General features: G+C 59.9%; 12 protein-coding genes. All 12 read right to left on the minus strand.

The features are described 5' to 3' along the window. Window positions 1-2: 2 nt before the first annotated feature. Window positions 3-818 carry a serine hydrolase gene (locus G4C92_RS02920; protein ID WP_274941107.1) on the minus strand — a complete coding sequence of 272 codons (816 nt, stop codon included), beginning with the start codon at window positions 816-818 and terminating at the stop codon, window positions 3-5. Window positions 819-893: 75 nt separating this feature from the next. After that, a complete protein-coding gene (locus tag G4C92_RS02925) occupies window positions 894-2,702 on the minus strand; it encodes a peptide ABC transporter substrate-binding protein (RefSeq protein ID WP_274941108.1) in 1,809 nt (602 codons plus the stop codon). A gap of 59 nt (window positions 2,703-2,761) precedes the next feature. Next, window positions 2,762-3,763, minus strand: coding sequence for an ABC transporter permease (locus G4C92_RS02930; protein ID WP_274941109.1), 1,002 nt, complete (start codon window positions 3,761-3,763; stop codon window positions 2,762-2,764). Window positions 3,764-3,774: 11 nt separating this feature from the next. Continuing rightward, a complete protein-coding gene (locus G4C92_RS02935; RefSeq protein WP_274941110.1) occupies window positions 3,775-4,695 on the minus strand; it encodes an ABC transporter permease in 921 nt (306 codons plus the stop codon). 35 nt (window positions 4,696-4,730) lie between these two features. After that, window positions 4,731-5,699, minus strand: coding sequence for an ABC transporter ATP-binding protein (locus G4C92_RS02940; RefSeq protein ID WP_274941111.1), 969 nt, complete (start codon window positions 5,697-5,699; stop codon window positions 4,731-4,733). Continuing rightward, on the minus strand, window positions 5,689-6,720 hold the full coding sequence (locus G4C92_RS02945; protein ID WP_274941112.1) for an ABC transporter ATP-binding protein: 1,032 nt from the start codon (window positions 6,718-6,720) through the stop codon (window positions 5,689-5,691). Before G4C92_RS02945 ends, G4C92_RS02940 begins: the two co-directional genes overlap by 11 nt. A gap of 223 nt (window positions 6,721-6,943) precedes the next feature. Continuing rightward, window positions 6,944-7,708, minus strand: a complete 765-nt coding sequence (locus G4C92_RS02950) for a thiamine diphosphokinase (protein WP_274941113.1) — start codon at window positions 7,706-7,708, stop codon at window positions 6,944-6,946. A 28-nt stretch (window positions 7,709-7,736) separates the two neighbouring features. Next, on the minus strand, window positions 7,737-8,624 hold the full coding sequence (gene rsgA, locus G4C92_RS02955; protein ID WP_274941114.1) for a ribosome small subunit-dependent GTPase A: 888 nt from the start codon (window positions 8,622-8,624) through the stop codon (window positions 7,737-7,739). Window positions 8,625-8,628: 4 nt separating this feature from the next. Next, window positions 8,629-10,815 (minus strand): Stk1 family PASTA domain-containing Ser/Thr kinase, encoded by a 2,187-nt coding sequence (gene pknB / locus G4C92_RS02960; RefSeq protein ID WP_274941115.1) that lies wholly within the window; start codon window positions 10,813-10,815, stop codon window positions 8,629-8,631. A gap of 2 nt (window positions 10,816-10,817) precedes the next feature. Then, window positions 10,818-11,552, minus strand: coding sequence for a Stp1/IreP family PP2C-type Ser/Thr phosphatase (locus G4C92_RS02965; RefSeq protein ID WP_274941116.1), 735 nt, complete (start codon window positions 11,550-11,552; stop codon window positions 10,818-10,820). Continuing rightward, entirely contained in the window at window positions 11,549-12,610 is a 1,062-nt protein-coding gene (gene rlmN, locus G4C92_RS02970; protein WP_274941117.1) for a 23S rRNA (adenine(2503)-C(2))-methyltransferase RlmN, read from the minus strand. Before rlmN ends, G4C92_RS02965 begins: the two co-directional genes overlap by 4 nt. Beyond that, window positions 12,607-13,959, minus strand: a complete 1,353-nt coding sequence (gene rsmB / locus G4C92_RS02975) for a 16S rRNA (cytosine(967)-C(5))-methyltransferase RsmB (protein WP_274941118.1) — start codon at window positions 13,957-13,959, stop codon at window positions 12,607-12,609. The genes rlmN and rsmB overlap by 4 nt, the downstream gene beginning before the upstream one ends. Between the last annotated feature and the right edge of the window lie 23 nt (window positions 13,960-13,982).

Genomic DNA, 13,982 nt, shown 5'->3' on the forward strand with positions numbered 1-13,982 from the left:
GTTCACCTCTCTTTCATATAGTCAAATACTGCCCGCGAAACGCGGCCGATCCATCCTCTCGCCTTCTCGTAGTCCATCGCCGTCCCATCGAAACCGGATGTGAAGACGCCGAGAAACCAGCGCTGTCCGTTCCACTCGAAGATCCCCGCGTCGTGCGCGACGGTATCGAGATCGCCGGACTTGTGGAAGCAGACCGGCTGCTCGTAGATATAGCGGAGCAGCGCGTCATAGTCACGGTTGCCTGCAAGGAAGCGCATCATGAGGGCCGCCCTTTCCCTCTCTTTCTCCGTGCCTTTCTCTTCTCCCCGCGCCATCCGGTCCGCCCGGATCACGAGCGACGCGTAGTCCGAGGGCGAGATGTAGTTGTTCCGTCCCTCGCGGATCGCGTCATAGTCCAGCATCATCCTCTCCGCGCGGGTGCTTCGGAGTCCTTTCCGGAGGCACCAGTCGTTGATCCTCTGAAACGTCAGCGCTTTCATCAGCACATTCGCCGCCGTGTTGTCCGAGTTCACGATCATCCACCACGCGATCTCGTACCATGAGGCTTCCCTCGCGCCCGTGTCGAAGACCAGCGTGTCATCCAGGATGTCCGCTTCCGTCACCGGATGCATGGCCTCAAGCGGCGTGCCGTTTTCCCCGAGCGTATCCAGCAGGCATCCGAGCACCGGCACCTTGATCGTGCTCGCCGAGACGACGCGGCGGTCCGGATCGATGGACGCTTCCTCCTCTTCCCCCGTCAGCGTGCGGAAGAGCAGCTGCATGTCCCCCGGAAATGCATCCGCCATCTCACGAAGCTTCTCTTGAAGCTCACTCGCCATTTCTTCTCCTCCTGAAACGCAGAAGGGCCGCGGCGGAACTTTGCCGCGCGGCCCTCTCTGCCCGTCTGTCAGCGGTTATTTCTGTGTCACAAATCCGAAGAACACGTTCCCGCAGTAATAGACGAGTCCGTCATAGTTCGTGTCGTCGAACAGGTACGAGTTCTTGGAGTGAAGGATCGGCGCGATCGGGCAGTCCTCGGCGAGGATCGCCTCACACTCGTCGTAATCCTTCCAGCGCGTCTTCTCATCGCTCTCCGCGACGGCTTTGTTGTAGGCGTCGTCGTACTTTGTATTCGAATACTTCGCGTCGTTCTGGCCGGTGGTCATCGTCGACAGCATATTGGAGATATCCGGATAGTCCATGTACCAGCCGTAGTACGCGATGTCGTAGTCGCCGGACTGACGCGCGGAGAAGAAGTTCTCGACGGTCTCGACCGTGATCGAGTCTATCCCCAGCGCTTCCTTCCAGTCGGAGACAATCGCCTCCGCGACGGTCTTGCGGGAGTCATTGTTGACGATGTAACGGAGCGCCGGGAAGTTCTTGCCGTCCTCGTAGCCCGCTTCCTTCATCAGCTCCTTCGCTTCCTTCACGTTCTTGTCGTAGTCGTCGCCGTACCAGGGCGTCACGGTGCTGTTGAACTCGGTTCCTTCAGCATTCTTGAGGCCGCCTGGCGTATAAGTATTCGCCAGCTCGTCCTCAAGCCCGCGGATGTTGATCACGCGGCTGCGGTCGATCGCCAGCGTCAGCGCGCGGCGGACCTTGGCGTCCTTCAGCACCTTGTTGCCGCTGTCGCCCACATTGAACATCGTGCAGTACGTGTTGTAGCCGTCTGTGAAATGCAGTCCGTTGTCCGTCAGCGCGTCCACATCCTCTTCCGGATACGAATCGGAGTAGATGACGTCGCCACTCTTGAAGGAGTTGGCCATCGTCGCCGCATCGCTCATCAGCACCCAGTTGATGTGGTCCACGGTGATGCTGGAGGCATCATAGTAGTCCGTCCGCTTCGTCAGCGTCATCGACTGCTGATGCGTCCAGTCCGTCAGCTCGTACGCGCCGTTGTAGACCGCCTTGTCCGGATCCGTCGCGTAGGATTCGCCGGTCTTCTTCACCACATCCTCGCGTACCGGATAGGCGGACGGGAACGCAAGGATGCTCGGCAGATACGCGCATGGATAGGACAGCGTCACGACCAGCGTCTTGTCGTCCTTCGCCGTCGCGGACTGCACCATATCCATCAGCGTGCTGTAGTCGCCCGCCTGCTCCTTCAGGTATTTCCATCCGTATACGAAGTCTTCCGCCGTGACCGGCCTGCCGTCCGACCAGGTGATGTCGTCGCGCAGCGTAAACGTATACGTCTTGCCGTCGTCGGAAACCTTCTGGTCCTCCGCCTGGCCGAGCACCAGGTCGCCCTTCGCATCCAGCTTGTAGAGGCCTTCGTAAAGGTGACGGCAGACGGAAAGTCCGGCCAGCGTCGAGGCCTGAGCCGTGCTGACGTTCATCGCGTCCTCAGAGCCGTCCGTCACGCTGATGTCGATGCCGCCGGTGGGCTCTTCCTTCACCTTCTCCGGCGTGGAAGCCGCCGCAGCCGTCGAGACAGCCTCTGCCGCGGATGAAACCGCCGTCTTCACCGGTTCGGTCGCGGACGGCTCCGCCGCGGACGCGACAGACTCTGCCGCCGGTGCGGCCGATGAAACCGCCGCGGGAGCCGCCGATGAGGCAGCCGTTGACGAAGATGCCGTCGATGAAGCCGCCGTCGATGAAGCCGCGGCCGACGAGACCGCCTTGGACGCCGTCGAGGTCGCGCTCTGCGTTCCGCAGCCCGCCAGCACGGAAGCGGCCAGCGCGGTGCATGTCAACACACTGAATAAGCCTTTTTTTCTCATATACCTTCTCCTCTCTGATCCGGCAGACTTCTCCTGCCCTTACTCTTTCTCCTTCTGTCTCACCGTTTCTTCATCTTCGGGTCAAGCGCGTCGCGCAGGCCGTCGCCGAAAAGGTTGAACGCCAGTATGATCAGGCTGATGAGCACAGCCGGAAAAAGCATGCGGTAGGGGGCCCGGTTGATTCCCGAAAGTGCCTCGGAGGTCAGCGACCCCAGCGAAGCCATCGGTGCGGATACGCCGATCCCCAGGAAGGAAAGAAAGGCCTCCGTGAAGATGGCGGACGGGATCTGCATCATCATCGTGGCGATGATCTGGCCCATGCAGTTCGGAAGCAGGTGATTCCGGATCAGCCAGCCGTTCGGCGCGCCGAGTGCATGCGCCGCCGTCACATATTCCATCTCCTTGAGCTGAAGCACCTGGCCGCGGACGATACGGGCCATCCCGACCCAGTACAGGCAGCCGTACACGATAAAGATCGCGATCAGTCCGGATCCGAGCTTCTCGAGCGGATGGAAGAACGGGACGTTCTCCACCAGATTGGTCAGCGGCTGATCGATGACCAGCTTGATCACGACGATCAGCAGGATCTCCGGAACGGAGTAGATGATGTCGACGATCCGCATCATGACGGTGTCCGCACGGCCGCCCAGAAGGCCCGAGATCGAGCCGTAGATCGAGCCGATAATCATGACGATGATCGCGGATACGACGCCGACCAGCAGCGAGATCCTCGTACCGGTCATGCATCGGACCATCAGATCCCGTCCGAGACGGTCAGTCCCGAAGGGATGTGAGAAGCAGGGCCAGAGGTTTTCATCGCCGTGAACCTGCTCGTCGTAGGTGTAGGGGGAAAGCATCGGTCCGATCACCGCGAAGACGATGATGATCAGGATGACCACCAGCGCGGCCATCGCGATCCGGTTCTCCCGGAGGCGTCTCCAGCTCGCTTTCCAGAAACCGACCTCTTCCGTGCCGGACGCCTCCGTGCTGTAGAAACCGGCCGGCAGTTTTTCGTAGTCACTCTTCTCCACCGGAATCTGGAGGGACAGTATGTTTCTCATTTTCTTCCTCCTTACGCCATCTCAATCCGGGGATCCACGATCTGATACAGCACGTCGCAGATCAGGTTCATGGTGATGATCAGCGCGGCGTAGAAGACGGTGACGCCCATGATCAGCGTGTAGTCACGGGCGCTGATGGCATTGACGAAATACCGGCCGAGTCCCGGGACGTTGAAGACGGACTCCGCGACAAAACCGCCGGTGAGAATCGAGGCGGTCAGCGGTCCCAGATAGGTGATGATCGGGATCAGAGAGTTCTTCAGCGCGTGCACGAAGATCACCGTTCCCTCTCCCATTCCCTTCGCCCGCTCCGTCTTCAGGTAATCCTGGCCCAGCACCTCGAGGATGCTGGCGCGGGTCAGACGCATCAGATAGCAGGTCGGATAGGTCGCCAGCACGATCACCGGCATCACCTCGCCGCCCGGCTTCCCGTAGGAGACCGGCAGCACTTTCAGATTGACCGAGAGCACGAGCATCAGCACCGCGGCGAGCACATAGCCGGGGATCGAGATGCCGACCGCCGAGATTACGCGGATCACGCCGTCGGCGGGCTTTTCCTTCCACAGCCCGGCGACACAGCCCAGCGGCACGCCGATGACGATCGCGGCGATCAGTGCCCGGATTCCCAGCTGCATCGAAACGGCGAACGATTCGGTCACGATCGTGCTGATCGCCCTTCCCTTCTGAAGAACGTAGCTCGTCCCCATATCTCCGTGAAACAGGTTCTGAAGATAGCGGATGTACTGAACGAAGACCGGTTTGTCCAGTCCGTACTTGGCGATCAGAATTTTTCTTGTCGCCTCTGTCGCCTTCTCGGACATGAACGGATCGCCCGGAATGATATTCATAAGAAAAAAGGTGATCGTGATGATCGCGAAGAGGCTGATCACCGCGAGCAGCACCCGCTTCATTATCTTCTCAAACAGAATCATGCGTCTCCCACCTTCCGTTTTCTGTCATACCCGGATCAAAGCTGTGTGCAGGCTGCGAAATGACCCGGCGCGATTTCCTTCAGCCCGGGAAACGTTTCCGCGCACGCCGCACACTGACGCGGGCACCGCGTCCGGAACGGGCAGCCGGAGGGCGGGTTCAGCGGCGAGGGAATCTCCCCTTCCAGCACGACACGCTTGCGCTTCGCGCTTTTATCCGGGTCCGGAATCGGAATCGCGGACAGAAGCATCTGCGTGTACGGATGCTGCGGATTGCGGTACAGCTCGTCGCTGGAGGCCAGTTCCACGAGCCGGCCGAGATACAGCACCGCGATCCGGTCGCTGATATGGCGCACCACCGACAGGTCATGGGCGATGAAGAGGTAGGTGATGCCCTTCTCTTTCTGAAGCCGTTCCAGCATGTTGATGACCTGAGCCTGGATCGAGACGTCAAGCGCCGATACCGGTTCATCACAGACGATAAATTCCGGATGCACCGAAAGCGCGCGGGCGATGCCGATCCGCTGACGCTGTCCGCCGGAGAACTCATGCGGATACCGGTTGTAGAAATACTCCGAGAGGCCCACCATATTCATCAGGGAGAGGATTTTTTCCTTTCTCTCCTCGCGGCTTTCGTAGAGCTGGTGAAGATCCAGCCCTTCGCCGATCAGGTCAGAGACGGTCTTTCTCGGATCGAGGGAGGCGTAGGGGTCCTGGAAGACGATCTGCATCTTCTGGCGGTACGCCTGCATGTCCGCGTCGTTGAGGCGCTGGTTCTCGAAGAAAATATCCCCGCCGGTCGGCTCGAGCAGCCGGAGCACGCATCGGCCCAGTGTGGACTTTCCGCAGCCCGACTCGCCGACCAGACCGAGCGTCTCGCCCTTCCGGATCGAGAAGGAGACGTCGTCCACCGCGCGGACCAGGCCTTTCCGGAACGGACTCTGCTTCACCTCGTAGTATTTTTTCAGGTGCTTCACCTCAAGCAGGTTCTCGCCTTCAGTCTGCATCCTTCCTCTCCTCCTTCGCCTGTTCCTCACGGAATACCTTCCAGCAGCGGACGGTATGACCGTCGCCGAGGGACGCTTCCTCCGGCCTCTTCCGCGCGCAGATCTTCATCGCGTAAGGACAGCGGCGCGCGAAGGCGCATTCATCGCCCAGGAGCGACATCTCCGGCGGATTTCCTTCGATCGGCACCAGCGGCTTCTTCTCCTCGCCTTCCACATCCGGAATCGAGTGAAGGAGTCCTTCGGTGTACGGATGGCGGTGACCGTAGAAGATCTGGCGTTTGTCGCCGGACTCCACGATCTCGCCGGCGTACATCACGAGCACCCGGTCGCATATATCCGCCATCACGCCGAGATCGTGGGTGATGAAGATGATCGACGTGTGGAGCTTGGCCTTCAGTTCTTTCAGGAGGTCGATGATCTGAGCCTGAATCGTCACATCGAGCGCGGTCGTCGGCTCATCCGCGATCAGAAGCTCCGGATCGCACGCCAGCGCCATCGCGATCATCGCACGCTGACGCATGCCGCCGGAAAACTCGTGAGGATACTGGCGCAGCCTCCGCTCCGGCTGGTTGATGCCGACCAGCTTCAGCAGCTCGATGCTGCGCGCTTCGCGCTCGGGCTTCGCCATCTTCGTGTGCTTTTTCAGCACCTCGTCCAGCTGATAGCCGATCGTGAACAGCGGATCCAGCGAGGTCATCGGATCCTGGAAGATCTCGGAGATCCGCCGCCCGCGGATCTTCCGAAGCTCCCGCAGCGGCATCCCGAGAAGCTCCTGGCCGTCGAAGATAATCTGTCCCCCTTCAATCACGGCGTTTTCAGGAAGCAGGCGGAGAATGGCGTTCGAGGAAATGGATTTTCCGCTCCCCGACTCGCCAACGATGCCCAGCACCTCCCCGCGCTTCAGCGTATAGCTGACATCGCGAATCGTGGGAACCAGCTCCTTCCGGATCCGGAAGGAAAGCTTCAGATCCTTCACCTCAAGGAGATTTTCATTCCTGACTGCATCCGTTTCTTTCATCATACCCGCCCCTGCTGTTCGCGGTTTTTCAGCCGCTGACTGTTCACTTCCGCATTCGGCCCACAAAAAAAGCGTACAGAAGAAAAATCACATTTCCTCTGCACGCCTTTGTGCCTCGGCGCTCCCCGCGCATGTCTCAAATACGGCAGGCCGATCGCAGGAACTCATTTTCCTACTGCATTCTGCTAAAGTGATTAATAAAACTATACAGCATCTGTGCAGAATGTCAATAAAAAATATCCGGCCGGCCGTCGCCCGAAAGGATCACGATCAGCCGTCCGCTGTCAAAATCCGCCCGCGCTTCCGCTCCGGTCATCTCGTTGCTGATGGTCAGCGACGGAGCCCGTCCGTCAAGGCGGAAGGCTTCCAGCGGGTATTTCACACCGGTCAGACTGAGCTTTTCCACCGGTCCGCCGAGCGGCAGAAAGGAGAGATAGCGGAAGGCACGCGGCATCCGCGCCGTCACGTAAACAGCATCTCCGGTATATTCCGGTCCGCACCCGGAGAAAATGACCGTCAGCCGGCGTTCTTCGTCCTCCCGGCGGAAAAGGACCGGCCGCTCCGTCACAAACAGGAGATTCTGCTCATCCAGCATAAAAGAAGGAGTCCCCGCGTCGGTGCCGATCGTGAGATTCAGGATGTTCGCGAGAAAATGATCCAGCCGCCCGCCGGTCGCTCCGAGAAGCCAGATCTCGCCGGAATTCCGTTTCACCGCCTCGCGAACCGCCGCTTCCATATCCGAGAAATTTTTCTCCGCCGGATAGGTGAGCACCTGCGCGCCGTCACGGGCGGCGCTGCTTCGGGCGGATCTGAGCACCGCTGCGTCCGCACTGTCGTAGTCGCCGAGAATCAGCCCCGGCCGGATGTCGGCAGCATGCAGGGCGTCGATTCCGCGGTCAGCGGCGATCACGAAATCGGGCGAAAGACACCGTGCCGCGGATGCAAGAAAGGCGGGGCGCAGAGCGCCTCCGCCGACGATCATCGTTCTCATATGCATTTCCCTTTCCTGCGCGAGCGCATCAGCGGTAGCGGTTCTGTTCCGCTTCCTTCAGATCCTCGTAGATCAGGCAATAGTTTCCGTACCGCACGGGGTCGATGTTGCCTTCTTCAAGCGCTGCCTTCACCGCGCAGTCCGGCTCGCTGATATGGACGCAGCCGTCAAAGCGGCAGCGGCCGAGATAAGGAAGAAACTCGTCGTAGTAGTTCTTCAGCTCTTCCTTACGAATCCCCGAATTTTCGAGTGCCATAAAACCGGGCGTATCACAGAGCCATGAGACTTCATCGACCGGAATCAGCTCGGCGTGACGCGTTGTGTTTTTTCCGCGGGACAATTTGCGCGAGATTTCACCGGTTTCCATACGAACCGCCGACTGAACCGCGTTCGCGAAGGAGGACTTCCCCGCGCCGGACGGCCCCGCGAGCACGGTTGTCCGCCCGGTCAGCATCGACTTCAGCTCGTCCACGCCCCTTCCCTCGCGGACGCTGACCAGCCGCACGGGGGAGCCGCATTTCATGTACATTCCGCGCAGCTTCTCCGCTTCCTCACTCGTGAGAAGATCCGCCTTGTTGAACGCGATCACGCAGGGGATTCCCTCCCGCTCCATCGAGATCAGGAACCGGTCAAGCAGGACGAAATTCGGATCCGGCGTCTTCGCCGCAAAAAACAGCAGTGCCTGATCGATGTTCGCCGCCGCCGGTCGCGCGAGCTCACTGGTTCTTGGAAGCAGCTCGACGAGGTTCCCCTGATGGGTCTCCCTGTCAAGCACATCGATGCGCACCCGGTCGCCGACCAGCGGCTTTCTGCCCTGCTTTCGGAAGATTCCTCTTGCCTTGCATTCATAAATGCCGGATCCCGCTACATATACGTAGTAGAATCCGGCAATTCCCTTCACAATGATTCCTGTCATAGACTCAGCTGTTCTCTTTGAACGTCACCGGCCACTCGGCGCGGGCCACGTAGTTTCCGTTTTCCTGCTCGTACAGGTACACCGTTCCGTCGGTGACGCCGTCCGCACCGGTCACTCTCAGCGTATATGGGAAGGTCAGCGCTGTGGTGTTTTCCTCAATCACAGTCTGCTGATCCGTTCCGTTCACGTTCTGCACAAGCACCAGCCGGTACGCGCCGTTCTGGTAGGTCGTCGGCGCGAGCAGAGAGGCGGTCGCCGTCCATCTCCCTGATGAGGACGCGTTCGACGCGCCGGACCGGGCAGCGCCTGAGGCCGCATTCCCGCCGGCGGTCTCCGCCACCGACTCCGCCGCACTCTCCGCAGCCGCTTTCTGCGGGTTGTTGACGGTCAGCGTCAGATCCGATCCGTAGGCGACGGTATCGCCCGCGTTCACGCTCTGGCTCATGACCTGATCCGCATCGACGTTCTCGCTGCTCCCGTAGGCTACCGTCACGATAAAGCCAGCCGCCTTTGCGGCCGCCACCGCCTCATCCTCGCCGTAGCCGATGTAGCTGGTCGCCGTGATATCCTCCGAGCCCTCCGGACCGCTGCTGACGGTCAGGGTGATCTCCGTCTTCGCCGTAACCTGTTCTCCCTCCGCGGGCGAAACCGAGATTACGTTTCCGACGGTGACGTCGGAGGAATTCTGTTTCGTAACGCTGACCGACTCAAATCCGGCCTGTTTCAGTGCCTTCCCGGCATCCGTCACATACTGTCCGGTTACGGACGGCACCGCGATCGTCTCCGGACCGCTGCTCACATAGTAGCTGATCGCGGAGTTGGCCTCCACGGCCGTGCCGGCGTCCGGACTCTGATAGACGACGGTTCCGGCAGCCTGGTCAGAGGACTGCTGTCCGAGGGACTGGATCGTGAGGTTCTTCGAAGCGGCCGTCGTCTTCGCGTCCGCCTCGGTCATCCCGATGATGTTCGGCACATTGACCGTACCGGCCGCGGCCGAAGTGACTGATGCGGCGCCCGATTCGGAATCCGAAGGCTGCCCGGTGCGGAAGAGCCCCGCTGCCCGGCAGATAAAGAAGATCAGAATGCAGATGATGAGACCGCAGACGATGAAGCTGCCGACCGTCACCGCCTTCTCGAGTCCGGAGCTGCCTTCCTCTTCATCCCTATTATCCCTCTCCTTCTCCTCCTCCGGCTCGCGCTCGGGCTCGACGCCCTTTCTCGCGTTCTCGATGGATGAGAAGGATTTCGTCTGTTCCGGCTGCTTTTTGCCCTCCGGAAGTCTTCCCTCCCGGATCGCCTCGCGGTCCTTGTCTGAAATCATGACCGTCCGTCCCTGATCCGTCAGGGGCGCCAGCTGGACGAAATGGCCGTCCGGCTCCATCAGGGACCGCTTGAGGTCCGCGATGACCTCGTTCATCGACTGATAGCGGCGGTCAACGCTTTTCTGCGTGCATTTGTAGATGATCTGCTCAAGGGCATAGGGAAGATCCGGCGTGTATTTCGTCGGCGGCTCCATCTCGTCCTGCAGATGCTTGATCGCGATGGCGACCGTCGTCTCTCCGTCGAAAGGCACCCGTCCGGTAACCATCTCGTAGAGCGTGATGCCGAGGGAATAGATGTCGGACCGTGCGTCCGAGTACCCGCCTCTCACCTGCTCAGGCGAGCTGTAATGAACGGATCCCATCGCGTTGGCGCTGATGGTGTTGGAGGAGGCGGCGCGGGCGATGCCGAAATCCGTCACCTTGACCTTGCCGTCTGTGGAAATGCAGATATTCTGAGGCTTCACATCCCGGTGGACGATCCCCTGATCGTGAGCCGCCGCGAGCCCCATGCAGACCTGAATCGCGATGCTGGTCGCTTCCCGGACGGAAAGCTTTCCCTTCTTCGCGATATATTCTTTCAGTGTGATGCCTTCGACGAGCTCCATGACGATATAATAATTGCCCTGGTCCTCGCCCACATCGTAGACGTTGACGATATTCGGATTGGCGAGCCCCGCCGCTGCCTGGGCCTCGCTCCGGAACTTCGAGATGAAGCTGCTGTCATTCGCGAATTCCGGCTTCATGACCTTCACGGCCACATACCGGTTCAGCTTTGAATCCATGGCCTTATAGACATCCGCCATGCCGCCGGCCCCGATCCTCCCGACAATCTCATACCGACCTGCTAGAATTGTACCCGTTTTTAACATTCTTACACCTCATCCGCATCCGGGCTGATGATCAGCACTGCGATGTTGTCCTTGCCGCCGTTTTCGTTCGCCTCATTTACGAGGATCTTCGGGGTCTCCCCAATTTCCGCCGAAGTGGACAGGATTCTTCTGATCTCCCGGTCATCCACCATATTGGTGAGACCGTCGGTGCACATCAGAATCATCGCGTCCGGCGACAGCTGGTAATCAAAAAAATCAATGTCTATGTCCTCGGCCGCACCGACCGCCCTTGTGATGATATTGCGGTCAGGGTGGGTCCTCGCTTCCTCCCTGGTCAGCTCTCCGAGCCGTACCATCTCCTCCACGAGGGAATGATCCTTCGTGATCTGCGTCAGAGTTCCATCGAAAAGATAAAGCCGGCTGTCGCCGACATTTGCTGTGTACGCATAATTGCCAATCACGGTCGTCACGACGATCGTCGTGCCCATCCCGAGCATCGCCTCGTGCTCCGAGGCTTCTCTCCGGATTCCGCGGTTGGCAAGCTTAATCGCCTCGTCAATCAGTTTGACGGGATTCTTCTCTCTGCTCTCCGCGATGAACCCTTTCACCGTGTTCACCGCATAGCGCGAGGCAAAATCACCGGCGTTGTGCCCGCCCATGCCATCGGCTACGATATACAGATTCGGAAGATTCCCTACCGGTTGGTCCGAGGCGAAGATGCAATCCTGATTGATATTTCGCTTTCGTCCTACATCAGTAGCCGAATAAGATCTCATGCTTTCTGGTCCATTTCTGTGCAGCGCTTTCGCAGCTGCCCGCAGGCGCCGTCGATATCTCTGCCCATTTCTCTTCTAATAGTAACATGTATTCCATGATTTTCAAGTTTTTTCTTGAAGGCCAGAACCCCCTCGCGGCGGGTCTCGCGGTATCCCCTCTCCGTCACCGGATTCACCGGAATCAGATTGACGAGGCAGTTCATCCCCTTTAGAAGAGCCGCCAGCTTCTCCGCGCATTCGTCCGTGTCGTTCACGCCGCGGATCAGCGAGTACTCAAACGTGAGTCTCCGCCGGTTCACCCTGTAATAATCCCGCAGCGCGTCCATGATCTCCGGTATCCGGTATGCCCGCGCGACCGGCATCAGCCGCTGCCTGAGCACATCGTCGGGCGCATGCAGGGAGAGCGCCAGATTGATCATCAGCTTCTCGCCCGCGAGGCGACGGATCCCCGGAACCAGCCCGCAGGTGGACACCGTGATGTTCCGCTCGCTGATATGAAGGCCGTTCTCATCCGAGAGCATCCGGAGAAAGCGGACCAGATTCTCATAGTTGTCCAGCGGCTCGCCGGTCCCCATCACGACGACGTTGGAGACCCGCTCGCCGGTATCCCTCGAGATGGCGTAGATCTGCCCCAGCATTTCCCCCGGGGTCAGATTCCGTGTGAGACCGAGGAGAGTCGAGGCGCAGAAGGTGCAGCCCATCCGGCAGCCCACCTGAGAGGAAATGCAGACCGAATTACCGTGGTGATAGCTCATCCAGACGCTTTCGACGTAGTTCCCGTCCCGCATGCGGAACAGATACTTCCGCGTCCCGTCGATCTTCGAGATCTGAAGCGCCCGCTGCTCCGGCGCGCCGATGGGCCAGCGGGCGGCCATCTTCTCCCGGAGCGCCGCCGGCACGTTGGTCATCTCGTCCCAGGACCCCGCCAGTTTCCGGTGGAGCCAGCCGTAGATCTGCTCCGCCCGGTATGACTTCTCCCCGAGCGCGCCGACCGCCGCCTTCAGCGCCGGAAGGTCCATCGAGAGGAGGTCCTCCGTCTCTTTTCTTTCTTCCGTCATCGTCTCTTCTTTCTGAACCGGGCGAGGAAGAACCCGTCGGAGTCATGGATACCCGGGATCATCTGCAGCGTTCCCTCCGACGTGGTCAGCTGCCTCAGTTCACGGGGCAGACAGGGGTCGAGGCTCTCCGGCTCGAACGCGAACTGCTTCGCGAACCACCGTGCGTTGTCGATATTCTCCCGCCGGTTCACGGTGCAGGTGCTGTAGATCAGGACGCCGCCCGGGCGGACCATCGTGGCCGCGTTCCGGAGAATCGCCCGCTGAAGCTCCACCAGCGAATCGATTTTCTCCGGCGTCACCCGATACTTGATATCCGATTTACGGCTGATGACCCCGAGTCCCGAGCACGGCAGGTCACAGATGACAAGATCCGCCTTCTCTTCCGATTCCGGATCCGGCAGCAGCGCGTCGCGCTGCATCGGCTTCACATTGATCAGTCCGGCTCTCTTCACGTTGTCGCGGATCAGCTGCACCTTCTCCTCCGTGAGATCCCGCGCCTCGATCATCCCGAATCCGGCCATTTTGTCGGCGAGATGGAGGCTCTTGCCTCCCGGCGCCGCGCAGACGTCGATGACGTAATCGCCTTTCCGCGGAGCGGCGATTTCCGCCACCAGCATGGAGCTCACGTCCTGAGGATAGATCCATCCTTTCCGGAACGCCGCCAGTCCGGGAAGATAGTTGTAATCCGAGATGGTGTAGGCGTACGGCAGATAGGGCGCCTTCCGCACGGTCACGCCCTGCGCCTCAAGCGACTCGATGATCGTGTTTTTCGAGATCCGGTCCGTCTTGAAGCGGACCGTCGTCGGCCGTTCCGTCAGATCCGCCTTCAGCATTCTGCGCGTGACGATGGGGCCGTATGTCTCGAGCCAGTCACGCACCAGCCACTCCGGCATCGAGTAGGTCACCGAGTAGGCCTTCACCGGGTCCTTCTTCTCGTCCGGGTAGGGGATCGAAGTCCCGCTCCGGATGATGGCCCGGAGGACGCCGTTCACGAAGCCCTTCAGATTATAATAGCCTCTCTTCTGGGTCAGCCGGACGGCCTCGTTGACCGCCGCCGCCTCCGGTACGCCGTCCATGAACCGGATCTGGTAGACCGCGCTCCGGAGGATGTCGCTGATCACCGGCTTCATCCGGTCCACGGGCACGGTGGAAAAGCAGTTGATGATGTAATCGATTTCGATCATCCGCTCCACGGTTCCCTCGCAGACCCGGTTGATGAACGCGCGCTCCCGTTTCGTCAGGTACTGATACCGGTCCAGCGCTCCCCGGATCGCCATATGCGAGTAGATCCCGTTCTCACTGATTTCCGTGAGAATCCGCAGGATGATCTCTCTGGGATTTTCCGTCATGCCCTGTGCTTCCTCCTTCTTCC

This window comes from Chordicoccus furentiruminis, assembly GCF_019355395.1.
Lineage (GTDB): Bacteria > Bacillota > Clostridia > Lachnospirales > Lachnospiraceae > Chordicoccus > Chordicoccus furentiruminis.

What these genes read in the sequence shown, in the direction of transcription:
- rlmN (WP_274941117.1), bottom strand. Translation starts at nt 12,610, where the DNA reads ATGACGGAAGAAAGAAAAGAGACGGAGGACCTCCTCTCGATGGACCTT.
- G4C92_RS02965 (WP_274941116.1), bottom strand. Translation starts at nt 11,552, where the DNA reads ATGAGATCTTATTCGGCTACTGATGTAGGACGAAAGCGAAATATCAAT.
- G4C92_RS02940 (WP_274941111.1), bottom strand. Translation starts at nt 5,699, where the DNA reads ATGCAGACTGAAGGCGAGAACCTGCTTGAGGTGAAGCACCTGAAAAAA.
- rsgA (WP_274941114.1), bottom strand. Translation starts at nt 8,624, where the DNA reads ATGACAGGAATCATTGTGAAGGGAATTGCCGGATTCTACTACGTATAT.
- rsmB (WP_274941118.1), bottom strand. Translation starts at nt 13,959, where the DNA reads ATGACGGAAAATCCCAGAGAGATCATCCTGCGGATTCTCACGGAAATC.
- pknB (WP_274941115.1), bottom strand. Translation starts at nt 10,815, where the DNA reads ATGTTAAAAACGGGTACAATTCTAGCAGGTCGGTATGAGATTGTCGGG.
- G4C92_RS02945 (WP_274941112.1), bottom strand. Translation starts at nt 6,720, where the DNA reads ATGATGAAAGAAACGGATGCAGTCAGGAATGAAAATCTCCTTGAGGTG.
- G4C92_RS02930 (WP_274941109.1), bottom strand. Translation starts at nt 3,763, where the DNA reads ATGAGAAACATACTGTCCCTCCAGATTCCGGTGGAGAAGAGTGACTAC.
- G4C92_RS02950 (WP_274941113.1), bottom strand. Translation starts at nt 7,708, where the DNA reads ATGAGAACGATGATCGTCGGCGGAGGCGCTCTGCGCCCCGCCTTTCTT.
- G4C92_RS02935 (WP_274941110.1), bottom strand. Translation starts at nt 4,695, where the DNA reads ATGATTCTGTTTGAGAAGATAATGAAGCGGGTGCTGCTCGCGGTGATC.
- G4C92_RS02920 (WP_274941107.1), bottom strand. Translation starts at nt 818, where the DNA reads ATGGCGAGTGAGCTTCAAGAGAAGCTTCGTGAGATGGCGGATGCATTT.
- G4C92_RS02925 (WP_274941108.1), bottom strand. Translation starts at nt 2,702, where the DNA reads ATGAGAAAAAAAGGCTTATTCAGTGTGTTGACATGCACCGCGCTGGCC.